General features: G+C 71.8%; 22 protein-coding genes. 8 read left to right on the top strand and 14 right to left on the bottom strand.

The features are described from left to right. Nucleotides 1–280: 280 nt before the first annotated feature. Genes ACSHV8_RS17345 through metX form a run of 3 tightly spaced genes read right to left on the bottom strand, consistent with a single transcriptional unit; the run spans nt 281 to nt 3,245 of the window. Nucleotides 281–763 (bottom strand): CoA-binding protein, encoded by a 483-nt coding sequence (locus ACSHV8_RS17345; protein WP_436534271.1) that lies wholly within the window; start codon nt 761–763, stop codon nt 281–283. Between the two features lie 32 nt (nt 764–795). Then, a complete protein-coding gene (locus ACSHV8_RS17340) occupies nt 796–2,082 on the bottom strand; it encodes an O-acetylhomoserine aminocarboxypropyltransferase/cysteine synthase family protein (protein ID WP_436534269.1) in 1,287 nt (428 codons plus the stop codon). Next, nucleotides 2,079–3,245 (bottom strand): homoserine O-acetyltransferase MetX, encoded by a 1,167-nt coding sequence (metX, locus tag ACSHV8_RS17335; protein WP_436534267.1) that lies wholly within the window; start codon nt 3,243–3,245, stop codon nt 2,079–2,081. Before metX ends, ACSHV8_RS17340 begins: the two co-directional genes overlap by 4 nt. 91 nt (nt 3,246–3,336) lie before the next feature. Between metX and ACSHV8_RS17330 the strand changes: the two genes are divergently transcribed. From ACSHV8_RS17330 to ACSHV8_RS17320, 3 genes are read left to right on the top strand one after another with little or no spacing between them, the layout of a single operon-like run. Next, nucleotides 3,337–3,885 carry an OsmC family protein gene (locus ACSHV8_RS17330; RefSeq protein ID WP_436534265.1) on the top strand — a complete coding sequence of 183 codons (549 nt, stop codon included), beginning with the start codon at nt 3,337–3,339 and terminating at the stop codon, nt 3,883–3,885. Nucleotide 3,886: 1 nt separating this feature from the next. Continuing rightward, nucleotides 3,887–5,098 carry an NAD(P)-binding domain-containing protein gene (locus tag ACSHV8_RS17325; RefSeq protein ID WP_436534263.1) on the top strand — a complete coding sequence of 404 codons (1,212 nt, stop codon included), beginning with the start codon at nt 3,887–3,889 and terminating at the stop codon, nt 5,096–5,098. 33 nt (nt 5,099–5,131) lie between these two features. After that, nucleotides 5,132–5,992 (top strand): alpha/beta hydrolase fold domain-containing protein, encoded by an 861-nt coding sequence (locus tag ACSHV8_RS17320; protein ID WP_436534261.1) that lies wholly within the window; start codon nt 5,132–5,134, stop codon nt 5,990–5,992. On the opposite strand, the gene ACSHV8_RS17315 is transcribed toward ACSHV8_RS17320, so the two are convergent. The 4 genes from ACSHV8_RS17315 to ACSHV8_RS17300 form a co-directional block, all read right to left on the bottom strand. Then, nucleotides 5,989–6,906, bottom strand: a complete 918-nt coding sequence (locus ACSHV8_RS17315) for a patatin-like phospholipase family protein (protein ID WP_436534259.1) — start codon at nt 6,904–6,906, stop codon at nt 5,989–5,991. The genes ACSHV8_RS17320 and ACSHV8_RS17315 overlap by 4 nt on opposite strands. 104 nt (nt 6,907–7,010) lie before the next feature. After that, nucleotides 7,011–8,195 (bottom strand): nickel pincer cofactor biosynthesis protein LarC, encoded by a 1,185-nt coding sequence (gene larC / locus ACSHV8_RS17310; protein ID WP_436534257.1) that lies wholly within the window; start codon nt 8,193–8,195, stop codon nt 7,011–7,013. Next, on the bottom strand, nt 8,192–9,010 hold the full coding sequence (gene larE, locus ACSHV8_RS17305; protein ID WP_436534255.1) for an ATP-dependent sacrificial sulfur transferase LarE: 819 nt from the start codon (nt 9,008–9,010) through the stop codon (nt 8,192–8,194). Before larE ends, larC begins: the two co-directional genes overlap by 4 nt. Before the next feature lie 83 nt (nt 9,011–9,093). Then, nucleotides 9,094–10,008: a tetratricopeptide repeat protein gene (locus ACSHV8_RS17300; protein ID WP_436534253.1), complete on the bottom strand. Its 915-nt coding sequence runs from the start codon at nt 10,006–10,008 to the stop codon at nt 9,094–9,096. Nucleotides 10,009–10,064: 56 nt separating this feature from the next. Here ACSHV8_RS17300 and ACSHV8_RS17295 point away from each other — a divergent pair, with 56 nt between their 5' ends. Then, a complete protein-coding gene (locus ACSHV8_RS17295) occupies nt 10,065–10,487 on the top strand; it encodes a PPOX class F420-dependent oxidoreductase (RefSeq protein ID WP_436534251.1) in 423 nt (140 codons plus the stop codon). 3 nt (nt 10,488–10,490) lie between these two features. Here ACSHV8_RS17295 and ACSHV8_RS17290 read toward each other — a convergent pair whose 3' ends face one another. Beyond that, a complete protein-coding gene (locus ACSHV8_RS17290) occupies nt 10,491–11,318 on the bottom strand; it encodes an alpha/beta hydrolase family esterase (protein ID WP_436534249.1) in 828 nt (275 codons plus the stop codon). An 83-nt stretch (nt 11,319–11,401) separates the two neighbouring features. Here ACSHV8_RS17290 and ACSHV8_RS17285 point away from each other — a divergent pair, with 83 nt between their 5' ends. Next, nucleotides 11,402–11,980 carry a TetR/AcrR family transcriptional regulator gene (locus ACSHV8_RS17285; RefSeq protein WP_436534247.1) on the top strand — a complete coding sequence of 193 codons (579 nt, stop codon included), beginning with the start codon at nt 11,402–11,404 and terminating at the stop codon, nt 11,978–11,980. Here ACSHV8_RS17285 and ACSHV8_RS17280 read toward each other — a convergent pair. Continuing rightward, on the bottom strand, nt 11,940–12,851 hold the full coding sequence (locus tag ACSHV8_RS17280; RefSeq protein ID WP_436534245.1) for an SDR family NAD(P)-dependent oxidoreductase: 912 nt from the start codon (nt 12,849–12,851) through the stop codon (nt 11,940–11,942). The two genes, ACSHV8_RS17285 and ACSHV8_RS17280, sit on opposite strands and share 41 nt — an antisense overlap. 97 nt (nt 12,852–12,948) lie before the next feature. On the opposite strand from ACSHV8_RS17280, the gene ACSHV8_RS17275 reads away from it, so the two are divergent. Together ACSHV8_RS17275 and ACSHV8_RS17270 are read left to right on the top strand one after the other, a co-directional pair. Continuing rightward, a complete protein-coding gene (locus ACSHV8_RS17275; RefSeq protein WP_436534243.1) occupies nt 12,949–13,512 on the top strand; it encodes a TetR/AcrR family transcriptional regulator in 564 nt (187 codons plus the stop codon). 9 nt (nt 13,513–13,521) lie between these two features. Beyond that, a complete protein-coding gene (locus ACSHV8_RS17270) occupies nt 13,522–14,052 on the top strand; it encodes a DUF6985 domain-containing protein (RefSeq protein WP_436534241.1) in 531 nt (176 codons plus the stop codon). A 197-nt stretch (nt 14,053–14,249) separates the two neighbouring features. On the opposite strand, the gene ACSHV8_RS17265 is transcribed toward ACSHV8_RS17270, so the two are convergent. From ACSHV8_RS17265 to ACSHV8_RS17255, 3 genes are all read right to left on the bottom strand, one after another. Then, entirely contained in the window at nt 14,250–16,064 is a 1,815-nt protein-coding gene (locus ACSHV8_RS17265; protein WP_436534239.1) for a putative bifunctional diguanylate cyclase/phosphodiesterase, read from the bottom strand. A gap of 10 nt (nt 16,065–16,074) precedes the next feature. Continuing rightward, nucleotides 16,075–17,247: an FIST signal transduction protein gene (locus tag ACSHV8_RS17260; protein WP_436536800.1), complete on the bottom strand. Its 1,173-nt coding sequence runs from the start codon at nt 17,245–17,247 to the stop codon at nt 16,075–16,077. Between the two features lie 148 nt (nt 17,248–17,395). Further along, nucleotides 17,396–18,223, bottom strand: a complete 828-nt coding sequence (locus ACSHV8_RS17255) for a patatin-like phospholipase family protein (protein ID WP_436534237.1) — start codon at nt 18,221–18,223, stop codon at nt 17,396–17,398. Between the two features lie 46 nt (nt 18,224–18,269). Between ACSHV8_RS17255 and ACSHV8_RS17250 the strand changes: the two genes are divergently transcribed. After that, nucleotides 18,270–19,163: a hypothetical protein gene (locus ACSHV8_RS17250; protein WP_436534236.1), complete on the top strand. Its 894-nt coding sequence runs from the start codon at nt 18,270–18,272 to the stop codon at nt 19,161–19,163. A 7-nt stretch (nt 19,164–19,170) separates the two neighbouring features. Here ACSHV8_RS17250 and ACSHV8_RS17245 read toward each other — a convergent pair whose 3' ends face one another. Together ACSHV8_RS17245 and ACSHV8_RS17240 are read right to left on the bottom strand one after the other, a co-directional pair. Continuing rightward, complete coding sequence (locus tag ACSHV8_RS17245) at nt 19,171–20,811, bottom strand: GNAT family N-acetyltransferase (protein ID WP_436536798.1); 1,641 nt, start codon at nt 20,809–20,811, stop codon at nt 19,171–19,173. 121 nt (nt 20,812–20,932) lie between these two features. Continuing rightward, nucleotides 20,933–23,218, bottom strand: a complete 2,286-nt coding sequence (locus ACSHV8_RS17240) for a putative bifunctional diguanylate cyclase/phosphodiesterase (protein ID WP_436534234.1) — start codon at nt 23,216–23,218, stop codon at nt 20,933–20,935. Between the last annotated feature and the right edge of the window lie 128 nt (nt 23,219–23,346).

The raw sequence follows: 23,346 nt of genomic DNA, 5'->3' as shown, positions 1-23,346 counted from the left end.
GCCGCCGTCAGCTGCCTGCCGCCGTCAGCTGCCTGCCGCCGTCAGCTGCCTGCCGCCGTCAGCTGCCTGCCGCCGTCAGCGGGCGGCAGGGCAAACGCTGGGGGCGGGCGAAACGCGGCCGGGCAGACGCGGAGGGCCGGGCCGGTGGAGTTATCCACACTGATGGGTCGTCCACAGGCGGGCGGCGTGATCTTGAGGAAATCGGGGATAATGTCCGGTGGAGGTCAGCCCCCTGAGGTGGGCGGGGACCGTAAACGGGCGTGGTGGCGCTGGTCAGGGGCTACTGCAGGCCGGTGCGTACCGATGTGATGCGGTGGGTGTTGAAGCCGAGCCAGTGCATCCGGCCCACGTAGCGGGCGTGTTCGATTTTGAGGCAGCGGTCGACGATCGTGGTGAGGCCGCCGTCGGTTGCGATGTGGTTGCCTTCGTCGTTGATGACGCCGAATTGGCACCACAGGGTGTCGGCGCCGATGGTGACGGCTTCGCGGGCGATGCCGGGGAGGGCGTCGGGGGCGCGGAACACGTTGACGACGTCGACGTGGACGGGGATGTCGGACAGGCTGGCGTAGCTGTGTTCGCCGAGGATCTCGGTTTCGCGCGGGTTGACCGGGATCACCTGGTAGCCGTGGCGTTTGAGGTAGTAGCCGACGAAGTAGCTGGCCCGCAGTTCGTTGCCGGAGAGGCCGACGACGGCGATGGTTTTCGCGGTGTTCAGTACCCGCTGGATCGTGGTGGCGTCCTGATACGGGGCGAGGTCGGTCATCGCAGTCCCTCCGGAGCGGGGAGTCGGGCTGGTCATCGTGGGGCTCGCAGGGCCTGGTCGAGGTCCCAGATCAGGTCGTCGACGGATTCGATGCCGACCGACAGGCGGATCGTGCCGGGCCCGACCCCGGCTGCCCGCAGTTCGTCGTCGCTGAGCTGGCGGTGGGTGGTGCTGGCGGGGTGGATGATGAGGCTTTTGGCGTCGCCGATGTTGGCCAGGTGGGACCAGAGGGTGACGCCGCGGATCAGGTCCTGGCCGCCGTCGCGTCCGCCTTCGCAGTCGAAGGAGAAGACCGCGCCGGGTCCGAGCGGCAGATACTTGGCGACGAGCGCCTCATATTTGCTGCCCGGCAGTCCCGCGTACGTGATGTGCGACGCCCGGGGATGCCCGTCCAGGAATTCGGCGACGCGGCGGGCGTTGGTGACGTGCCGTTCCATCCGCAGGGACAGTGTCTCCAGGCCTTGCAGGAACAGGAACGCGTTGAACGGTGACATCGCCCCACCGAGGTCGCGCAGGGTTTCGGCGCGCAGCTTCATCAGGTAGCCGTACGTTCCGAACGTCTCGTGGAACTTCAGCCCGTGGTACGCCGGTGACGGTTCGGCGATCACCGGGAAGCGCCCGTTGGACCAGTCGAACGTGCCCGCTTCGACGACGACGCCGCCGATGCTGGTGCCGTGGCCGCCGAGGAATTTGGTGGCCGAGTGGATGACGATGTCGGCGCCCCACTCGATGGGCCGGCACAGGTACGGTGTCGCGAACGTGTTGTCCACGATCAGCGGAACTTCGTGTTCGTGGGCGATCGCCGCCACGGCCGCGATGTCGAGGACGTTGCCGGCCGGGTTGCCGATGGTCTCGGCGAAGAACGCTTTGGTGGTGGGCCGTACGGCCTTGCGCCACGCTTCCGGATCGTCCGGGTCGACCCAGGTCAGCTCCACGTTCAGCTTCCCGAACAGGTGCTTGAACTGGTTGACCGTGCCACCGTAGAGCGCCTGCGACGACACCACGTGATCGCCCGGCCGCAGCAGGGTGAACAGGGCGGCCGCCTGGGCCGCGATGCCGCTGGCGAACGCGACCGCCCCGGCGCCGCCTTCCAGGCTGGCGACCCGTTCCTCGAACACCGCGACTGTCGGGTTCATGATCCGGGAGTACGTGTTGCCGTACTCCTGCAGGTTGAAGTACGCGGCGGCGGATTCCGGATCCTCGAAGACGTAACTGGTGGTCTGGAAGATCGGCACCGCCCGGGCGCCGGTGTTCGGGTCGGGGCGCTGCCCGGCGTGCAGCTGACGGGTCTCGAACCCGAACTCGTGCTCGTCACTCATGATCGGCCCTCGGTGCTGGAGGTGAGAAGGAAGTCGCGGACGATGGGGGTCTGGCGCGCTTCTTCGAGGAGGAAACAATCGTGCCCGTACGGGGCCTCGATCAGGTGGAACTCGACCGGTTTCCCTTCGTCGCGCCAGGCTGCGGCAATCTGTTCGGACGCGGCCGGCGGGTAGAGCCAGTCCGAGCTGAACGCGATCAGCAGTGTCCGGGCCCGGATGACCTTCGCGGCGGCGGGCAGGTCCAGCTGGAAGTAGGTCAACGCCCGGGACAGGTACAGGTACGTGTTGGCGTCGAACCGCCGTACGAAAGAGGATGCCTGATGGCGCAGGTAGCTCTCGACCTCGAACTCGGGCTCGTGCAGCGTGTACCGGTACTCGTCGCCGGTCTGCAGGCGCCGCCCGAACTTGTCGGCCAGCGACGGCGCCGACAGGTAGGTGATGTGCCCGACCATCCGAGCCACCCCCATCCCGGCGTCCGGCGCGAGCCCGGTCCCGTAGTAGTCCCCACCCTGCCACGCCGGGTCCCGCATGATCGACTCACGGGCGATCGCGTTCCAGGCCACCCCCTGCGGCTGCAGCGCGTGGGTCGACGCGATGACCACGATGTTGTCGACCCGGTCGGGGTAGCGGGTCGCCCATTCCAGGGCCTGCATCCCGCCGAGCGAGCCACCGGCCACCGCGGCCAGCCGTTCGATGCCGAGCACGTCCAGGAACGCCCGCTCGCAGTCGACCATGTCGGCCACGGTGATGACCGGGAAGTTCGATCCGTAGGGCCGGCCGGCGTCCGGGTCGATCGAGGACGGGCCGGTGGTGCCGCGGCAGCCGCCGAGCAGGTTGGTCGAGACCACGAAGAACCGGTCGGTGTCGAACGCCTTGCCCGGCCCGATCATGCCGTCCCACCAGCCGATTCCTTTGGGGCTGCCGGTGGCCGCGAAGCCGTCGCGAGTGCTCTCGGCGGGCGGCGTGGGGGACAGGCCGGCCGCGTGGGCGTCGCCGCTGAGCGCGTGACAGACCAGGATCACGTTGTCCCGGGCGGGCGACAGAACGCCGTACGTCTCATATGCGACTTTGACCTGCCGCAGTTCACGCCCGGACTCCAGGCACAATGGGCCTGGTAGTTCCAGGTATTGGGTCTCGACGACGCCGACCGATCTTGGATCCATAACTCCCCGAAATTAAGCCAGACCCCGACTATTGTCTAGTATCCCGATGGGTCTTGTAGAAAGACCCTGGGAGAGGGAAGGATGCCAGGCCATGACCACTATTGATAACGGAGTCAACGTCCAGGCGCTGCTCGACGCGCGGGAAGTGCTCAAGGGCGCGCCGGAGGCCGCTCAGTTCACCTGGCGGGCCAACAGCAAGTGGACCACGGGTGTGCACAGCACCACCACCATCGAGAAGTTCTTCGGCCTCGGCCAGGAGCAGACCCACAAGAACCAGACGGAGTACGCGTCGGACCACCCGGCCGTCTTCGCGGCCGAGGACAACGGCATCACCCCGATCGAGTACCTGCTGGTCGGCCTGGCCGGTTGCCTCACCGCCGGCGTCGCCTCGGTGGCCCAGAACCGGGGCATCCAGCTGCGCTCGGTCGAGGCGACCGTCGAGGGCAGCCACGACATCCGCGGCATCCTGGGCGCCGACAGCGACGTCCGCAACGGCTACAACGACATCAAGGTGACCTTCCACATCGACGCCGACGCGTCGAAGGAGGAGATCGAGGCGATCGTCGCCCAGTCGCAGAAGCGCTCGGCCGTCTTCGACGCGCTGACCAACCCGACCGACGTGACCGTCGAGGTCGCCTGAGTTGTCCATCGAACGCGTCACCACGGTCGTCGTCGGCGCCGGCCACGCCGGCCTCGCGGCGAGCCACTTCCTCACCGAGCGCTCGATCGACCACGTCGTCCTCGAACGGGGCGAGGTGGCCAACTCGTGGCGGCGCGAACGCTGGGACTCGATGCGGCTGCTCACCCCGAACTGGCTGAATCGGCTCCCGGGCCTCGACTACGACGGCCCGGACCCGGACGGATATCTGACGGCGGGCGAGGTGGTCGACCTCGTCGAGCGCTTCGCCGCCGTCACCCGGGCCCCGGTCCGAACATCAACAGAATTGACTTCCCTTTCCCGTACGGGCGATGACTACCACCTCGTGACCTCCGCGGGCGAGCTGCGCAGCCGGTCGGTCGTACTGGCCTCCGGCGCGTGCAACGTGCCGGTCACGCCCGCGTTCGCCGCGGCCGTCCCGCCCACGGTCCGCCAGCTCACCCCGTTCGAGTACCGCAGTCCCGCCTCGGTCGGCGACGGCGGTGTCCTGGTCGTCGGCGGTTCCGCGACCGGTGTGCAGATCGCCGCCGAGCTGCAGCGATCCGGCCGCCAGGTGGTGCTGTCGACCGGCGAGCACGTGCGCCTGCCGCGGATGCACCGCGACAAGGACGTGCTGTGGTGGATGGACGCGTCCGGCGTGTGGGACCAGCGCTACGACGAGGTCGACGATCTCACCCGGGCCCGGCGGCTCCCGTCCCCGCAGCTCGTCGGCGGTCCGAAACGGGAGACGCTCGACCTCAACGCGCTCACCGATCTCGGCGTCGAACTCGTGGGGCGCTGGGCCGCCGTACGTGATGGATGGGCTCTGTTCTCCGGGGGGCTGCGGAACGTCTGCTCGCTCGCCGACCTCAAGATGAACCGGCTGCTGACCACCTTTGATCAGTGGGCCGGGATCACGTCGCCGGCCGAGGAGCACGCGCCGACCCGGGTGCCGGTGCGCACCCGGCTGCGGCTCGACCTGGCCGCCGGCGAGATCAGCACGATCGTCTGGGCCACCGGATTCCGGCCCGACTACCGCTGGCTCGACGTGCCGGTGCTCGACGAGAAGGGCCGGTTGCGGCACGAGGGCGGCGTCGTCGACAGCCCCGGGCTCTACGCGCTCGGCCTGCCGCTGCTGCGCCGCCGGCGGTCGACGTTCCTCAACGGCATCGCCGACGATGCCCGACACGTGGTCGATCACCTCGCCACCTATTGATCAAAATCGGCCGGGGTGGCAGCGTTCTGCATCATGTCGAGTTGGCAGATGCACGGCGTGGCCGCCTTCACCCGGCTCGTCCACCGCCGCAAGTTCACCAGCGAGGACGCCGGCCTGCGGTCGCTCGCGCGCCCCAAGGGGCCGTCGTCACCACCGGCCGCCCTGCGCAGGCGCTTCCCGGTCACGGTCTCCGACACATTCACCTTCCCGGTGTACGAGGTGAAGGCCGGCGGCCCGGCGGTCGTGATCTACCTGCACGGCGGGGCGTACTCCAGTGAGATCGTCGGCGAGCACTGGTCGCTGATCTCCTACCTGGCCGCGCGGACCGGATGCGACGTGCTCGTGCCCATCTACGGGCTGGCGCCGGCGCACCACGGCCTCGAAGCACTGGAGTTCGTCAAGCAGGTGATCGAGGCCCAGGACCGCCCGGTCTACCTGGCCGGTGACTCGGCCGGCGGCGGTCTGGCCCTGCTCGCGGCCCAGACCTGCGCGGGCGTCACCGGCCTGACCGTGCTGGCCCCGTGGCTGGATCTGGCCATGGACAATCCGGGCATCGAAGCCATCGAGCCGTACGATCCGTGGCTGGCCCGCCCCGGGTTGCGCCCGATCGCGGCGGCCTGGGCCAACGGGCTGAACCTGAAGGACCCGCGGCTGAGCCCGATCCACGGCGACCTGTCCGCCCTGCCGCCGCTGCAACTGCTGGTCGGAACCCGGGACATCACCCTGGCCGACTGCCGTACGCTGCGCGATCGTCTGCCGTCGACGGTCGAGCTGACCTATCACGAGGAGCCCGGCGCCCTGCACGTCTACCCGCTGCTGCCGGTCCCGGAGGCGCGCGGCGGCCGGCAGATGATCGCCAACCACGTGCGCGCGTCCGTGGCCCGGGTCGCCTAGTAGCCGGCGTCGTCCAGGGCCTTCGTCGTCAGTGTGCGACCGATCTCGATCATCTCGGCGGCGCGGTGGAAGTCCATCACGCGGCACGCGCTGACCGGGATCGCGACCTGCACGTCCGGCGGGAGGCCGGCCATCCGGTAGCGGGAGATCAGGTCCTGCATGGCGTCCAGCGACAGCGACAGCACGTCGGCGATCCGCAGGTCGGCCGGCAGCGCGTCCGGGACGTCGAGGATCTCGGCCGCGTCGGTGGCGGCGGCCCGCCCGGACAGCCGGAACACCTGCCGCAGCCGCACCCGCCAGTCCTCGAACCACTGCGGTTCGGCCGTCGCCCGTACCGGCGCGGCCGACTCACGCGCCGGTCGCGGGGCCTGCAGCGAGACGGCGATGGTCAGGTCGGCCCCGGCCGCGGCGGTCGGCTCGATCGGCACCGGGTTGAGCATCCCGCCGTCGGCCAGCAGCCGCCCGTTGATCACCACGGGCGTGATCACGCCCGGGATCGCGATCGAGGCCCGCACGGCCGAGCGCAGCGGCCCCTTCTGGAACCAGACCTCACGCCGGGCCGCGATGTCGGTGGCCACCGCCGTGTACGGGATCGGCAGGTCCTCGATGTCGACGTCGGTCAGGAAGCTGCCCAGGCGCGCGATCAGCCGGTCGGCGGCCATCGCGCCGGGCGACGACCACTTCGGGTCGACGAGCCGGAGCACGTCGCGCTGCTTGAGCGCGGACGCCCAGTCGGCGAACTCCTTGAGCTGCCCGGCGGCCAGCACCCCGCCGACGAGCGCGCCCATCGAGGAGCCGGCCACCGCGGCGATCTCGAAACCGCGCTCGTCGAGCACCTGAACGGCGCCGATGTGCGCGAACCCGCGCGCCCCACCCGAACCGAGGGCCAGCGCAACCCGCCGAGACCGTGACATGCCGGAATGCTATCGAACCCGGCCCTCTCCATGATCAACATCGGCCTGTGCCCTGCCTCGCACCCGCCCTGCCGACGCCGCTGTCGGGCGGCCCGGCTTCCGCGTCACCCGGCCGGTGGTGCCGCGCCGATCACCAGGCCGGCCTCGGCGGCGGCGTGGGTGGCGCGGGTCAGGGCCTCGCGCTGCGGGATCCCCAGTGCGCGGGCCAAGGCGGCGACGTCCTCGAACTCGGGCATGGCCTGGACGATCCGGCCGGCGGCGTGACCGAGTTTGATCGCCACCGGATGGCCGTCGACCTCGACGCGGGCGAACGTGCGGGCCAGGGCGGTCTTCTGGCGTGGTGACGACCGTACGCCCAAGGTGGTTGTCTGTTCGAAGATCTGATCCCGGACCGCGGGAGCCGCGGTGGGGGAGCAGAGGGCGGTCAGGGTGTGCGCGGGTCGCCCCTTCTTCATCAGGATCGGCACGAGCCAGGCGTCATCCGCGCCCGCGTCCAGGAGGGCGCTGATCACTCCCGGCCAGAGCCGGGGATCAAGGTCGTCCACGTTGGCCTCCAGGAGCACCGCCTCCTGGGCCGGCGGAGACTCCGGAGCGGGGAGGGCGCCGAGGACGACGCGGACGACGTTCGGGCGGTGCGGCGTATCGCGGGTCCCGGCGCCGACGCCGACGGCGGACACCGTCAGGGACGGCAGGTCCTCGCAGGTGGTGGCCAGGGTGCGCAGCAGCGCCAAGCCGGTCGGGGTGGCCAGCTCACCCGTGCCGCCGGAACGGATCCGCCAGCCGCGGGACAACTCGGCCACCGCCGGGGCCGGGACCGGCAGGACGCCGTGAGCCGCGCGGACCGTTCCCGAACCGACGGCGACCTCACTGCCCGAGACCGTGGTGACCCCGAGGTCGTCCAGGGCCGCGCACACCCCGACCACGTCGGCGATCGCGTCGAGCGCGCCCACCTCGTGGAAGTGCACGTCCTCGGCCGGGATGCCGTGCACGGTGGCCTCGGCGCCGGCCAGCCGGGCGAAGACCGCGGCGGCCCGGGGCGCCGACCCGAGCAGGCCGCGAATGTCACGCCAGGTCCGGTGCGGCTGATCAGGAACGGTCGGAGTGACCTCGGCCTTGCACGCGCGCAGCCCGGCCCGCCGCACCTCGGCGGTGGTGATCCGGATCGCGCCGGGCAGCACCGCGTCGACCGCGGCCCGGACCCGGACCGGGTCGGCCCCGGCGTCGATCAGCGCGCCGAGCAGCATGTCCCCGGCGATCCCGGCCGTGGCGTCGACCCACAGGTGGCTCATGAGGCGGACGTGACCAGGGGCAACGTGAACGCGCCGGACTGGATCCCGGCCAGGTCGAGCGCCGCGAAACGGAACCCGGCGGCCAGGATCACCTGGTGGACAGCCGTGCGCAGCGGCTCGGTGACGGCCCGGACGAGATCGTCGGCGGGGAGTTCCAGGCGGGCGATGTCGCCGTGGTGCCGTACGCGCAGATCGTGGAAACCGAGCCGCCGCAAGGCGGTCTCGGCCTGCTCGATCTGGCGCAGCTTGCCCGGCGTTACCTCGACGAAGTGCGGAATCCGGGAGGCCAGGCAGGGCGCGGCCGGCTTGTCCGCGCTGGCCAGCCCGAGCTCACGGGCGATCCGCCGGACGTCCGACTTGGTCAGATCGAGATCGGCCAGCGGTCGCAGCACGCGATGGTCGGCGGCGGCCCGGCTGCCGGGACGATCCGGGCGGCGGGCGTCGTCGGCGTTCTCTCCGTACGCGATCGCGTCCAGCCCCTCGGTCTCCGCAACCCCGGCGTCGATCGTGCTGAACAGCTCGTCCTTGCAGTGGAAACAGCGGTCCGGCCCGTTGGCGCGATACTCCACCCGGTCGAGCTCCCGGGTCGCCACCTCGACCACACGAACACCCAGGTCACCGGCGATCGCGTGCGCGCCGGCCCGCTCCTCGGCGGCGAGACTGGCCGAGACGCCGACCAGCGCCACGACCCGGTCCGCGCCGAGCACCCGGGCGGCCAGCGCGAGCAGCACCGACGAGTCCACCCCGCCGGAGAACGCGACACCGAGCCGGCCCACCCCGGCCAGCAGCTCACGCAGACGATCAGTGGCGGACACGGCCGACAGGGGAACGGGCGATGCGGTCATCCCGCTATTCCATGCCCGCCCCGACGCCGTGGCAAGCACTGGCCCGCCGTCGCTCAGGGACGGGGCGGCCGGGCGCGGTCGAACAGCGTGCCCCGGTACGGCTCCGGCACCTGAGGCGCCAGCTCGGTGAACGCGGCCAACTCGGCCGCGGACCCGGTCGCCCGTGCCCGATAGGCCGCGGCCGCCGCCCGCATCGTCACGTCGTCCGGTTCGAGCTGTTCCCCCCGCGTCGCCAACTCGGCCGCGGCGGCGAAGTCACCCCGCTCGGCGGCCAGATCGGCCAGGTCCAGGTGCATCGACCAGTTGTCCGGATCCAGCGCCAGCGCCCGCCGGAACGCCGCCTCGGTCTCGGCCAGGTCGCCCCGCCACCGCCACGTCCCGGCCCGCACCACCTCGGTGAACGGCACCGGCCGGACGGCGTCGGCGCGGTCGCACAGCGCGAACGACGCGTCGGTCCGCCCGCACACGCGCAGCAGGATCGCCATCCGGGCCATCGAGTCGGGGTCCGGCTCCCGCTCGCAGACCGTGTCGATCGCCCGGAACCAGGGCGCGAGACGCTCCCCGTCAAGGGTGTGGCCGTAGTCGCTGATCCGCATGGTGGCCTCGGCGAACGCCACCGGGCTGACCCGGCCGAGGAAACGCTCGTCGGTGAACCAGGGCGCGTCGGCCCAGGCCGTGTCCGGCTTGTACCCGGTGACCGAGCCCAGCGACATCGCCGCGTCGTCCACGTCACCGTCCACGAACGCCAGGTAGGCCCGCGCCACCACCGGACCGATCGTGTCCGCCGCCGCGATGCCGGCGGCCACCTCGTCGGGCATCTCCCGCCGCAGGTCCTCGAACATCGCCCACGTCTCCGGATCGGCCGGTGCGTCGGCGACCGCCTGCGCGATGATGCTCATCGCCGCGTCCGGTGAGCCGCCGCAGTGGGCCAGCACTTTGGCGAAGGCGAGTGTTCCCCTGGTCGACACGGCGGCCAGCCTAGCGGCGCCCCCACCTCGCCGGGGCGGGAGGTTAGGGTGAGGGCATGAGCGTGAAGCTGCCCTCCGAGCTCCGTGCGGTGATCGAGTCCGGTCCGCTCGCTCACCTGACGACGATCAATGCCGACGGCAGCCCCCAGGTCTCGGTGATCTGGGTCGGTCTCGACGGTGACGACCTGGTCAGCGGGCACCTCGGCCGCCACCGGAAGGTGCGCAACGTCGAGCGTGATCCTCGGGTCGTGCTGTCCTTCCTCGCCCCGCCCGAGCCCGATGTGTTCATGGCCGAGCACGCGGTTCTGCACGCGACCGGTTCGGTCGAGGCCGGCGACGGTGCGTGGGACCTGCTCAACGACCTGCACAAGGTGTATGTGGATCCGGCCGGTGAGTTCCCGGCCCCGCGCCGGCCCGGTTTCGTCATCCGCTACCGGGTGGACCGGATCGGCGGCGTCGGTCCCTGGGTCGCTTCCTGAGGGTCAGGGCATGAGCTGGAAGAACTCGGTGATCAGCTCGGCGGTGTTCACGTCCTGATTGGTGCGGCCGACGATGAACGCGGCCGGTGCGCGGCGCGGACCGGGGACGGTGTGGCCGCCGCCGTGCACGGTGTGGAGCGCGACCGGCTCATGACCCTGCGCCCGGTACTCGGTCGTCTCGATCGCCGTCCCGGGCCGGCGCGTGCTGACCGGTGACGTGGTGATGCCGTTGCGGGCGGCGAAGTAGGCCGCGGTCGCGGGCATCGACAGCGACCGGCCGCCGACCTTGAACACCGTGCGGGTCAGCCACGGCATCTCCCCGCCCGCGTACCCGACGATCGGGTCCTTCGTGCCGTGGATCAACAGCACCGGCAGCGGCCCGGGCGGCGCGGAGGCCAGCAGGAAGCTGTCCGGTTCGGGCATGGTCGCGGCGATCACCGTCGCGCCCGCGAGCAGCCCGGGCGTCTCGTGGGCCAGGCGCATCACCATCTGGCCGCCGTTGGAGTAGCCGACGCCGAACACCCGGGCCGGGTCGATGCCGTGGCTCACCGCGAGGCGGGCGACGACCGCGCGGGTGAAGGCGACGTCGTCGACGTTCTCGACCCGGGCCGGGAATCCGCTCTCGCGGCGCGCGTCGTTCCAGTTCCCGCGGTAGCCGTCGAGGTAGACGACGACCGCGGGCAGGGTGTCGAAGATCGCGCCGGTGAAGTCGCGGTGTTTCGGCCCGGTCTGCTTCGACCCGTGGAAGACCAGGACCAGGTTCTTCGACGGGCCACCGACCACGGTGTACGTCCGGGTCCGGCCGTCGACGTCGATGCTGTCACGCAGCATGGGGTGCCCCCAGGGGTTAAACGGATGAGCTATCCACTTCAACGTAGCACAAGCGGATGAGCTATCCGGTTATCCTGGTGACCATGACCACCGCACCGCTGCGCAAGGACGCCGCCCGCAACTGGCACCGCATCGTCGAGATCGGCCGGCGGTTCGCCGACGAGGGCACGCCGATCCAGCTCAACGACGTGGCGCGGGCCGCCGAGGTCGGCGTGGCCACGGTCTACCGGCACTTCCCGACGCCCGAGGCGCTGCTCGAAACGGTGGCCACGCCCGGCCTCGAAGCCCTGGTCGCGCACGCCGAGCGGGCCCTGGCCGAGGATGACCCGTGGGTTGCGCTGCGCGACTTCCTGCTGGCGTCGGTCGACGCCCAGGCCACCGACCCGGCGCTGCCCCCGGTCTTCGCCGCGCCGGTGAACGCGCTGCCCTCGACGATCGGGTCGAAGCGGCAGCTCATCGACATGTTCGGGCAGCTGCTCGACCGCGCCCACGATGCCGGCGTCGCCGATCCGGAGGTGACCAAGGCCGACATGCTGCCGCTGATGTGCGGGGTGATGTTCGCGGCCGGCGTCCACCAGGACGCGGACGGGCCGGGCCGGGCCGCGACCGCCCGCCGCTACCTCACCGTGCTGCTGGAAGGGCTGCGGAAAGCATCCGCGTAGAGACTTCCCACAGCCGCGCGGCGTGCTCGGCGTCCATCGCGTAGGCGGCCACGCCCCGCCGCACGCCCGGCCGGTGCGGCCCGGCGACCTGACAATCCTCGAAGTAGCGCCCGGTCACGCCCTCGACCAGCGGCGACGCGGCCAGCAGGACCGAGGTGGCCGCGCCCTGCGGGATGTCCTTCACCGAGACCCCGGTGGCCCCGGCCGGGTCGAACGACGCCGGGGGAGCGGTCATGTGCCGGCCCAGATTCGTGCCCGCGATCCGGCCCGGGTTCAGCGCGTTGACCGCGATGCCGTCGGCCGACCAGCGCCGGGCCGCCTCGACCGCGAACAGGATGTTGGCGGTCTTGGACTGGCTGTAGGCCTGCCACGGCTCGTACGCCCGCGTCCGGAAGTTGAGGTCGTCGAAGTCGACGTCCCCGTTGATGTGGCCGACCGAGCTGACCGCGACGACCCGGGCGTGGTCGGCGGTGGCCAGCGCGTGGTGCAGACCGAGCGCGAGCGCGAAATGCCCGAGATGGTTCGTCGCGAACTGCATCTCCCAGCCCTCGGCGGTGCGCATCTCGGGCGTGGCCATGATCCCGGCATTGTTGACCAGGATGTGCAGCGGCCCGCTCCAGGCCTCGGCGAACCGGGCGACCGAGGCGTGGTCGGCCAGGTCGAGCGCCGTGACCTCGGCGAACGCCCCGGCGGCCCGGCGGCCGGCCTCGACGTCGCGCACGCCCACGGTCACCTCGGCGCCCGCGGCGGCGAGAACCCGGGCGGTCTCCAGCCCGATCCCGGATGCGCCGCCGGTGACGATCGCGCGGCGGCCGGTCAGGTCGACCCCGTCCAGGACCTCGGCCGCGGTGGTGGTGGCTCCGAATGTCATGACCTGCTCCTTCGGTGTTACCTTGGTTAAGCGGACCCCGGTCCGCTTAACTCGACGATAACCGGACCGCGGTCCGCTTAGCAAGGGGAGTCGGGTCATGCGCGCGGACGCCCGCAGTAATCACGATCGTCTGCTGGCGGTCGCGGCGGAGGCTTTCGCCCGGGAGGGCACCGGCGCCTCGCTCAAGGCGATCGCCCGGGAGGCCGGCGTCGGCATCGGCACCGTCTACCGCCGCTTCCCGACCCGGGAAGCGCTGGTCGAGGCCGTCTACCGGCAGGAGATCGAGCGCACCTGCGCGGCCGCTGACGAGCTGATCGCCGAACACCCCGGCGCGGAGGCACTGCGCCGCTGGATGGAGCTGTTCGTCGACTTCATGGCCACCAAGCGCGGCCTCGGCGACACCCTGCGCGCGGCGCTGACCTCGGAGGACGACAAGCAGGAGACCCGCGACGAGCTGGCCGCAGCGATCGGCCGCCTGCTCGACGCGGGCGTGGACGCAGGCCAGGTGCGGCGCGGCATCGACCCGCGTGACCTGCTGATGTCGCTCGGCGGCATCACCCTGATCGCCGCCGAGGAGCGGCAGCGCGACCTGGCCACCCGCCTGATCCACCTGCTGCTGTTCGGTCTCCTCGATCCCGCCGGGGCGGCGCGCCTGATCTAGGGTGGCACCGTGGAAATCCCGGGGCTCGGCACGGTCGTTCTCGACGACAAACTCGGCTGGTACCTGAGCGCGGAGATCGCCGTCCCGGTCCTGGACGACGCGCCGTGCATGTTCGCGCTGGCGGGCTACGACGACGACCCCGCGCCGGAGGACTTCCACGCCGCCATCCAGGCGTTCCTCGCTCTGGACCGTTCGGCGATGGAGGCCGCGATCCCGCACATCTACGCCTACGCCCGGGACGTCATCGACGACGTCGGCGAGGAGTGGGGTCTGGAGATCGACGGCCCGGCGGACGTCCTGAACCACGTCGGCTTCGTCGAGTTGATCACGGTCAGCCGCGACCACTGGGGCGATCAGCGCGTCTACGTCTCGGTCGAGGGCGACTGCGACTGGGAGGAGGAGCACGGTCTCCAGATCGTGTTCCGGGACGGCGCCGCGGTGACCAAAATCGGTCCCTACGACGGCCACCTGACCAACGCGAACGCCTACGACGACGACTCCCTGGCCGACGTGATCTACCGGGAAGTTCCGCGCCGCTGACGGGCAAGATCAAATTCAAGTTCTTCATGTCGTGCGTCCGCTGTGGTCCAGACCGCCGCTCCCGCCGGGACCCTTCCGGGGCGAGCAGGCCGCTGGCGCGGCCAGAACGCTCACCCCGAAAGGGCGACGTCCGTGGGTGGGCCCGGTTACCCCAAAAACCGCAGATCAGGCGCCCCTGAAAGCGAAGAGGCCGCAGCTCAGGCGGCAGCCGATCGATAGGCCCCGGCCGTGGCTCTGATGGCGTCGTCCAACTCGTCGTACGGCAGCGGCGCGGCCAGGTGAAACCCCTGCCCGTAATGACAGCCCAGCTGCTGGAGGGCCGCAACCTGATCCGGTGTCTCGATGTCCTCACCCACCACCGCGATGTCCAGCACCTGTCCGACCGCGATCACCGCCCGGATCATGGCGAGCTCCTCGGTGGACGCCCCGGCCGCCCGAGCCGCGATCTTCACCTCGTCCACCGCGAAGCGCTGCAGATGCGCCAGCGACGTCAGCCCGGTTCCGAAGTCGTCGACCGCGACCCGGACCCCGCACCGGCGCAGCACCGCGAGATGCGCGTGAACCCTCTCCGGGTCGCCGGTCAGGGCGTCCTCGGTCAACTCCAGGGTCAGTGCGTGCGCCGGAAGCCCGGTACGGCTCAGGATCGCGGTCACGTCATCCGGGAAGGACGCCGCCTCGACCTGGCGAGCCGACACGTTCACGTGCAGTCCCAGACCGGGATTGATCACGCGCCAGCGCATCACGGCCCGCGCGCTCGTGGTGAGAACCCGGTTTCCGAGTTCGCGGATCACGCCGGCCTCCTCGGCCAGCGGGATGAACTCCACCGGCCCGCGCACGTTCGAGATCCACCGCGGCAGCGCCTCCACGGCCACGGTCGCACCGCTGCCGAGATGGATCACCGGCTGGTAGTGCACGGTGAACTCCTCGTCGAGCACGGCCTGCCGCAGTTCCTCCCGCAGCGCCTCCCGCTCCTCGATCGCCGCCCGCATCGCCCACTCGAACACCACGGCCCGCCCCTTGCCGGCCCGTTTCGCCTGGTACATGGCGATGTCAGCGGCGTCGAGCAGGGACGCCGCGCCGGCGGCCGAGGACGACCCGGAGCCGAGCCGAGCAGCCGGGGAGGGCGACGCCGCCCCGGCCTCGGACGGTGAGGCCACGGCGATGCCGATGCTGGCGCCGACCACGGCCGGCCGCCCGTTGAGGTCGATCGGCGCGTGCACCGAGGCGACGATCCGGTCGGCCACCGCCATCCCGGTCGCCGTGTCGGCCCCGTCCAGCAGTACGGCGAACTCGTCCCCGCCCAGCCGCGCCGCGGTGTCCCCGGGACGCAGGCAGGCCGACAACCGCGCCGCCACCACGGTCAGCAGTTCGTCCCCGGCCTGATGCCCCAGGTTGTCGTTGACCGCCTTGAACCCGTCCAGGTCGAGGTAGAGCACCACCGCCCCACCCCCGGACGCGCAGGCACGCTCCAGCAGGTCGGCGAAGAGCGCCCGATTGGCCAGCCCGGTCAGCGGATCGTGCAGCGCGTCCCGGGCCGCGGCCAGCAGCCGATGCCGCGCGTCGGCCTCGTCGAGAAGCTGCAGTCGCTGCCGGGACAGCTGCCGTTCGGCTTCGAGCATCCGGATGCCGCGCAGCGCGAGCCCGAGCATCCGGGCCATCCCGTGCAGCATCTGCTGTTCCTCGGCGCTCAGCGCGTCGCCGGCCCGGCCGACGAGCAGCCGCCCGTCGACGTGCCGACCCAGGTCGGCGCACCGGACCTCGACCGCGCCCATCCGCGGCAGGTCGACCGACCCGGCGGCCTGGGCGACGTCGAACAGGCCGGGCGGCGGGACCGTACGCCCGAAGCCGAACGCCGCGACCAGCGTGCCGCCCATGGCGACCGCGCCGATCTCGGCGTCGAGGGCTTCGGCCGCGCGTTCGGCGGCGACCCGGACCGCGGTCGCCTCGTCCTGCTGCGCGCCGACCTCCGACAGGTATTCGGTGAGGTGGTGCACCGACCACTGGGCGGACATCGGGCGGCGGTCAGCCGAACGCGAGCGAGACCGACGTCATGTGGTGCATGCCCCGCACCCCGGCCACCCGCGCCACCTCGCCCATCGAGTAGTACCCGGCCACCGGCACACCGTCGGCGGGCTTGTGCAGGCCGTTGACCTCGTGGACCAGGTTGTTCTCGCCGAGCTGGAGCTTGCGCACGACGCAGTCGAACTCCAGGACGCCGATCGGGGCCGCCCCGCCGAGCGCGGCGATCGCCTCCGTACACGAATCGGCCGCCCCGTTGATCAGGGATTTCTCGTCGGTCTCCATGAGCCAGACCAGGCCGCCCTGCGGCACGTCGGCGAAGAACGTCATGGACCGGTCGTCGAGGTGCGCGGCCTGCACGACGCGGATGTCGGCGCCGCTGCGCCGGGCCAGCCCGAGCGGGTGCGCGTGGGTGAACGTGAAGAATTCGCCCGGGTCGGCGGTCACCGAGTCGTCGGCCGCGAGCCGCCGCAGGTAGACGTCGAGCGCCGGCTGGTTGTCCAGCTGCAGCACCCGGTTGTCCTCGGCCGCGGTGACGTGCATCGGCTCGCCGATGGCCCGCCACCCGTGGGCGGTGCCGACGCCGAGCGGCCCGTCCGAGCCGATGAGCATGGCCAGCACCCCGCCGGAGACGATCTCGATCCCGTCCCGCCCGCCGACGAACTGGTGCGCCTTGGTGAAGGTCAGGTTCCCGCCGCACGCCCCGGCCAGCGGAACCTCGGCCCCGAGCACCGAGTACGCCCCGCGGATGACGTCGTGCTGCCGCCCGATCAGCCCGTCCGGCATCATCATCAGCACCTCGTGGGCCCGCCCGGTCGGCGTGACCGCCTCGGCCACCTCGACCCCGGCGGCCCGCTGGCGCCCGGCGGCGTCCCGGCTGAGCGCGGCCGACACGGTGAACCCGTCCCCGCCCAGCGCGACCACGGCCACCCCTCCGGCCACGGCACCCCCGGAGGCGACCTCGCCGCAGGTGGTGGTGCCGACCACGGTGGTGCCCGGCCCGATCCGCCCGCGGACCCCGTCGAGCAGCGCCGGCAGGTCGTCCTCCCGCGACGTCATGACGATCACCGCCGCGGCGTCCCGCCCGCCGACGGCTTCCTCGGTTGCCTGAGCGCCGGCGCCGGCGGCGTCCGTCGCGGTGCTGAATCCGGTGCCGAACCAGCGGCTGGGGTGCATGTCCACGAGGCGAGAATTCGGCCACCGCCACGGGCACATGAGAGAAAACGATCAAAACCATTCCCGCGTACGGCACCAGCCCGCCCCCGCCCGCCGGCGTTCCCTACCGGTCAGCGGCCGTCTGCGGGCGGGGCGTCGCAGGCCGAGGTCAGGACCAGACGTCCCGTACGGCGGCAGCCAGCTCTTCGGCCTGCCGCAACCCGGCGCGGACCGCGGCCGGGCGGCGGACCGGGTCCATGAAGTTGGGGCCGAAGGCCTCCAGCGCCGCCGCGTCCGGCTCGACCAGCAGGGTCCGGGCGGCGCCCGAGGCGGCCATCTCGTCCACGATCCGGTCCCGGCTCAGGGCCGCCATCGGCGCGAACACCACCAGTCGGGAAGCTCCGGCGGCGAGGTCGGCCGCGGCGCCCAGGCGCACGCCGCCGTCCATGAAGCGCTGCGCCCCGATGGTCACCGGCGGCATCAGGCCGGGCACCGCGCAGCTGGCGGCCACGGCCTGCAGCAGGGGAGCGCCGGACGCCGGGGTCAGCACGGTGTCCTGCCCGTCGGCGGTGTCGACGACGACGAGCCGCAAGTCGCGGTCGGGCCATTCCCGGGTCGGCAGCAGTTCCCCGATCCGGGCCAGCCACTTCTCCTCGTCGACGGTGGTCGCCTCCAGGGCCATCGCGCCGACGCGGGCGCGGGCCTGCAGCGGTGGGATCGACGGGTCGAGCAGGGCGGACATGGTGGCCAGCCATTGGCCGGGGCGTGGGCCGGACCGGCCGGGCGGTGCGATCACCTCCTGGGCCTGGGCCTTCACCGCGTCTTCCAGGTCGACCCCGGCCGCGACCAGGGTTCCGACGACCGAGCCGGCCGAGGTGCCGATGATCGTGTCGGCGTCGGCGAGGGGGAGGCCGGCGCGCTGCAGGCCGCAGAGGAGTCCGAGATGCCAGGCGATGCCGGTCACGCCGCCGCCGCCGAGTACGAGAGCCTTGGTCACGGCCCCGAACGCTAATCGGAGCGGGCAAGGAGCGCTATAGTGCCGCGTGGGCAGTAGCAAGGAGTTCGACGCGTTCGGGCCGTGGGTGCTTCCGGTGCGGACGGGCGACGAGGTTCCCCCGCTGTTCCGGCCCGTCGAGGTCGAGCCGGAGGCGATGCGCCTGGTCCTGAAGGTGCCGCGGGGGATCGAGCGGCGCGACGCGAACCCGTCGATGGATCTTTACGATTTCCTGATCGCGGTCGGCGACGAGCTCCTGACCATTCTGCACAGAAACGACGTCGCGTACGACGTCCTGCAGCTCCCGTTCGATCAGATCGTCGCGATCGAGGACAGTGTGCGGCTGCTCGACGGGCGCCTCACGTTACGCACCGCGACCGGTCTTGAGGTGACGATTCCGTACAACGGGTCGTCGGCGCCCCTGATCGGGGACCTGGTGCGGCTGCTGCGCGACTCGTACCTGCCGTTCTCCGCGGAGCCCGGGCCGGATGTCGAGCGGCGCGAGCCGTTCCTCGGGCCGGGCGACGGGTCACTGGTCGTCACCTACCGGGACGTGATCAAGCGGGAGCCCGGCATGCGGGTGGTGCACGCGTTCGGGCGGCGGATCGTCACGCCCGACTCGGGGCCGTTCAGCCCGATCGTGCACCGGCTGCGGCCGATCACGATGCACGCCGCGATCGCGCTCACCGACGACCGGGAGATCCTGGTCCTGCACCGGCGGGACCCGTTCACGCCGGTCGGGGACGATCACTCGGCGGCCCGGACGATCGTGCCGCGGGCGCGGATCACGGCGGCCGGGGTGGAACGCCACCCGCGCTATCGGGACGTGGGGGTGGTGACGGTCGGGCTTGATGCCGTACACCTCAATTTTTTTGTGCCGGACGGCCCCGAGCTGACAGCGTTCCTGGAGGCCCTGGGGGTTTCCCGGGCTCAGGCCCGATAGGGCCCGGTCACGAGGCCGCGGCCAGCCGCAGGTGCCGGCTCAGCGGCTGTTGCCGCCAGACCGCGTAGCGGTGCGCGTAGGCCAGGGCCCGGACCGCCCGCTCGGCCTCCGGGTAGACCGGCGCGCCCCGCTCGCCGAACGTCTGGATGCCGTCGTTGCCGCCGGTCAGCACGGCCGCGATGGTCACGTCGGGATGGTTGTCGACGACCGAGCCGAGCGCGGTCATGATCCCGATCGGGCAGTTGGCCCGGGTGCCGACGATCATCAGCAGCAGGATGTCGGCCTCGCCGCTGTTGGCGACCGTCTCGGCGGCGGCCGCGATCTGGGCCGGGGACGCGTCGATGCCCAGGTCCATCGGGTTGTCCCGGCCGCGCGGCACCTGGCGGCGCAGTTCCCGGCTCAGCGGCAGCATGGTGAACCCGGACGCTTCGGCGCGGTCGGCGGCGAGCCCGGTCAGGCCACCACCGTTGCCGACGATGGCCAGCCGCGCGCCGGCCGGGGGCGGCTGGCCGATCAGCACGCGGGCGGTGTCGAGCATCTCGCCGATGCCGGTGGTGCAGATGACGCCGGCCTGCTCCAGCAGCGCGCTCGCCCGGGTCACGGCCAGGACCGGTTTGCGGCGGCCGAGGGCCTGGACCATCCGGGCGAACTCGCCGGGGTCGCGGATCGTCTCCAGGTAGAGGGCGACGGCCTGAGTGGCCGGGTCGTCGTACCAGTACGAGACCAGGTCGTTCTCGTCGATGTCGAGCGCCTCGCCGAGCGACACGAAGCTGGAGATGCCGCAGGCGTTGCGGGCCGCGTCGGCCATCAGGGCGACCCCGACCGCGCCCGACTGCGAGGCGACCGCGAGACCGCCGGCCGGCGGCCGGGCCGGGGACAGGCAGGCGTTGAGCCGCGCCCGCGACCCGGTGCTGACCACGCCGATGCTGCTCGGCCCGAGAATGCGCACACCCTGCTCGCGGGCGATCTCCCAGACCTCGGCCCGGCGCTGCCGGCTCACCGGACCCGCATTCGAGAAACCCTTGCTGAGTACGACGGCACACCGCACGCCGCGCTGCCCGGCCTCCTTGAGCGCGGCCGGGACCAGGTCGGCCCGGACCGCCACGACCGCGAGATCCGGGGCCTCGGGCAGGTCGGACACGCTGCGAAAGGCGGCCACTCCGCAGACCGGCCGGCCGGCCGGGTTGATCGCGTAGAGCCGCCCGGCGAAACCGTAGTCCCGCAGCGCCCGCAGCGTCTCGTGCCCGGTCCCGCCGTGGCGCGGGCCGGCCCCGATGACCACCACCGAGCGCGGCTCCAGCAGCGGCCGCAGCGCCTCGCCACGGTCGGCGACCCCGCCGACGAACTCGGAGATCCCGATCGGGCGGGCCCGCGCGGCCAGGTGTTCCAGCAGCAGGGTGCTGATGCCGCGCCCGCGGTGGTGGGGCGCGACGTGGCAGGCCACCTCGGCGGTCGGGCTGTCCAGGCCGAGGCGGGCGCAGGCGGCGGCGCCGATCAGCGTGGAGCCGTCATGGGCGACCACGGTCAGGCGTTCCCCGGCCCCGGCGGCGAGCAGGAACCGTAAGGGGCCGGTGCGGTCGCCGGGCCGGGCGAGGCGGATGCTGACGAGCCCGCCGTCGGAAGCCAGTTCGTAGGCGGTGACGGTCATCTGGATCACGGCCTTAGGTCGGGACGCCTGTCCCCTGGCGCCACGGCCCATCCTGCCCGGCGCCGACCCCCGCTGGAAAGTGCTCCCGGTCGATGTAACCGGCTTTGGCATGCTCGCAGCGTCAGGGCACGGTCACCGTCAGGCGCGTGTTGTAGTCCGCGAACCACTTGTCGAAATCGGTCGCCGGCATGGGTCGCGCGTAGTGGTAGCCCTGCGCGATGTCGCACCCGAGAGCGCGCAGCGCGACCACCGCGGCGTCGTCCTCGACGCCCTCGGCGACCACCGACAGACCCAGGTTGTGGGCCAGCGTGATGGCGGTCCGGACCAGCACCTCGTCGCCGTGGCTGGTGGCCATGGCCTGCACGAACGACTTGTCGATCTTCAGTTCGTCGACCGGCAGGTGCTGCAGGTACGTCATCGACGAGTGCCCGGTCCCGAAGTCGTCGATGGAGAGGCTGATCCCGCCGTCGTGGAGCGCCCGCAGCACGGTGAGCGCCTTCTCCGGGTCGGCCATCGCCACGCTCTCGGTGATCTCCAGCTTGAGCAGGGAGGCCGGCAGCCCGGTGCGGTAGAGCAGGCCGAACACCTGCGCGGCGAACCCGGGGTCGAGCAGGCATCGGGTGGACAGGTTCACCGCGACCGGGATCGGGGTGCCCCGGTCGGCCCAGGTCTTGGCCTGCGCCACCGCCAGCTCCAGCACGTGACTGGTCAGCGGATGGATCAGGCTGGTCGACTCGGCCATCGGGATGAACACGTCCGGGAACACCTTGCCGCGCTCCGGGTGCTGCCAGCGGATCAGCGCCTCGGCGCCGGTGACCCGGCCGGTGGCCAGGCTGACCTTCGGCTGGTAGTGCAGCGACAGCTGGTCGTCGGTGCCGATCGCCCGGCGCAGGTCGCCGAGCAGTTCCAGGCGGCTGGCGGTGTTGCCGTCCGAGGCCGCGTCGTACTGCTGGACCGCGCTGGCCTGCTCCTTGGCCAGGTGCAGGGCGGAGTCGGCGTGCCGGAGCAGGGTCTCGGCGTCCACACCGTGCTCGGGGGCCAGCGCCAGGCCGGCGTTGGCCTCGACGTCCACGTGGAAGTCGTCGATCAGGAACGTGCGGTGCAGCACGGTCAGCAGGGCCTCGGCGGTCGCCCGGGCCTCGGCCAGGTCGGCGCCGGGCAGCAGCACGGCGAAGTCGTCGGCGCCACCCACCCGGGCGACCGTGGCGCCGGCCGGGGCGGTCTCGACCAGCCGCCGGGCGACCTGGTTGAGCAGCTGGTCGCCGTGCTTGTGGCCGAGCACGTCGTTGACGTTGCGGAAGCCGCGCAGGTTGACGATCAGCGCGGCGGCCGGGCGACCCCCACGCAGCGCGGCCTGCGTACGCTCGGTGAACAGCGCCCGGTTGGGCAGCCCGGTCAGCGAGTCGTGTGTGGCCGCGCGACGCACCGACCGCGCGTGGCTGAAGAAGCTCAGGCCGGAGATCAGGATCGTCAGCAGTGCGCCGAGCAGCAGAGCGAGCGAGCCGACGCTGAAGCCGCGGGTCCAGCCGGCGCCGTAGACCGGGGCGGAGACCGCCACGTACCAGTCGTTGGCGTTGTTGAGGGTGGCCGGGAGCCGCTGGTAGGCCACCCGCCGGTCACCCAGCGTGGTCGTGCCGGCCAGGTCGCCTTCCTTGACGAGCGGGTTGAACGTCTGGTCGCCGGTGCCGCTGGTGCTCGTCGCGGCCCGCGAGTCGACCAGGACGCGTCCGGTGCCGGCGTCGATGATCGACGCGGTCCGGCCGCCGGTCGTGGCCGGCATGCGCAGGCTGTCCAGGGCCATCTCGAAGTGCACGATGCCGGTGTGGCCGCTGGCCGAGATGACGATCGAGTTGGAGATCACCGCGTGGTGGGTGTCCGGCGAGTCGTAGGCCTGCGCCTGGTAGACCCGCTCCGGGCCGAGGTTCAGCGTCGGCAGGAAGTACTGGGTCTTGTTCTCGAACTCGCGCAGCTCGGACGGCTTGGCCGGGGCGCCGTCGACGATCCGGGCGATCTGCTTGCCGTCGCTGTCGACGAAGCAGGCCTCGCCGATCCGGCCCGGGTAGAGCTGCTCCAGGTAGGCGAGTGCGTCGTTGACCCGCTCCAGCAGCGGGCCGCCCTTGGCGATCTTCTCCTCGTTCGTGCCCGGCGCCTGATAGAAGTCGATGAACACCGGGCTGTCGGCCAGCACCTCGGCGATCGCGCGGGACTGCTCGAAGTAGTTCTTCACGGCGGCGACCTGCTGCCCGAGCGTGAGGTCGAGCGCGTGGTCCTGGGTCGCGACCTGTTTGTCCCGGCCCACCAGCGCGCTGGAGAACACGCTGAACACCAGCACCAGCAGACCGGTGAGGAAGGCAGCGGCACGCGCGTGACGGATCACCGCCGACCAGCCGATCATGCTCCTCCTCATCCGGGCAGCCTTGCTCCTGTGCTCGACGATCGGCCGTTCCCGGGCCCGGTTGAGGTTGAGTGAGCAAATTCGGTCGACGATACCGCTGATCTTGGGGCGGGCGAGAGGTTGTTTCGCTGCCAGCGTGA

Origin of the sequence: Actinoplanes sp. HUAS TT8 (assembly GCF_051380535.1) — a bacterium.
Classification (GTDB): Bacteria; Actinomycetota; Actinomycetes; order Mycobacteriales; family Micromonosporaceae; genus Actinoplanes.
This window is presented reverse-complemented; position numbering and strand designations above follow the sequence as displayed.

Coding starts and splice junctions, on each gene's coding strand:
- ACSHV8_RS17345 (WP_436534271.1), bottom strand. CDS start 763: ATGACCGACCTCGCCCCGTATCAGGACGCCACCACGATCCAGCGGGTA.
- ACSHV8_RS17340 (WP_436534269.1), bottom strand. CDS start 2,082: ATGAGTGACGAGCACGAGTTCGGGTTCGAGACCCGTCAGCTGCACGCC.
- metX (WP_436534267.1), bottom strand. CDS start 3,245: ATGGATCCAAGATCGGTCGGCGTCGTCGAGACCCAATACCTGGAACTA.
- ACSHV8_RS17330 (WP_436534265.1), top strand. CDS start 3,337: ATGACCACTATTGATAACGGAGTCAACGTCCAGGCGCTGCTCGACGCG.
- ACSHV8_RS17320 (WP_436534261.1), top strand. CDS start 5,132: ATGTCGAGTTGGCAGATGCACGGCGTGGCCGCCTTCACCCGGCTCGTC.
- ACSHV8_RS17315 (WP_436534259.1), bottom strand. CDS start 6,906: ATGTCACGGTCTCGGCGGGTTGCGCTGGCCCTCGGTTCGGGTGGGGCG.
- larC (WP_436534257.1), bottom strand. CDS start 8,195: ATGAGCCACCTGTGGGTCGACGCCACGGCCGGGATCGCCGGGGACATG.
- ACSHV8_RS17295 (WP_436534251.1), top strand. CDS start 10,065: ATGAGCGTGAAGCTGCCCTCCGAGCTCCGTGCGGTGATCGAGTCCGGT.
- ACSHV8_RS17290 (WP_436534249.1), bottom strand. CDS start 11,318: ATGCTGCGTGACAGCATCGACGTCGACGGCCGGACCCGGACGTACACC.
- ACSHV8_RS17285 (WP_436534247.1), top strand. CDS start 11,402: ATGACCACCGCACCGCTGCGCAAGGACGCCGCCCGCAACTGGCACCGC.
- ACSHV8_RS17280 (WP_436534245.1), bottom strand. CDS start 12,851: ATGACATTCGGAGCCACCACCACCGCGGCCGAGGTCCTGGACGGGGTC.
- ACSHV8_RS17275 (WP_436534243.1), top strand. CDS start 12,949: ATGCGCGCGGACGCCCGCAGTAATCACGATCGTCTGCTGGCGGTCGCG.
- ACSHV8_RS17265 (WP_436534239.1), bottom strand. CDS start 16,064: ATGTCCGCCCAGTGGTCGGTGCACCACCTCACCGAATACCTGTCGGAG.
- ACSHV8_RS17260 (WP_436536800.1), bottom strand. CDS start 17,247: ATGCACCCCAGCCGCTGGTTCGGCACCGGATTCAGCACCGCGACGGAC.
- ACSHV8_RS17245 (WP_436536798.1), bottom strand. CDS start 20,811: ATGACCGTCACCGCCTACGAACTGGCTTCCGACGGCGGGCTCGTCAGC.
- ACSHV8_RS17240 (WP_436534234.1), bottom strand. CDS start 23,218: ATGAGGAGGAGCATGATCGGCTGGTCGGCGGTGATCCGTCACGCGCGT.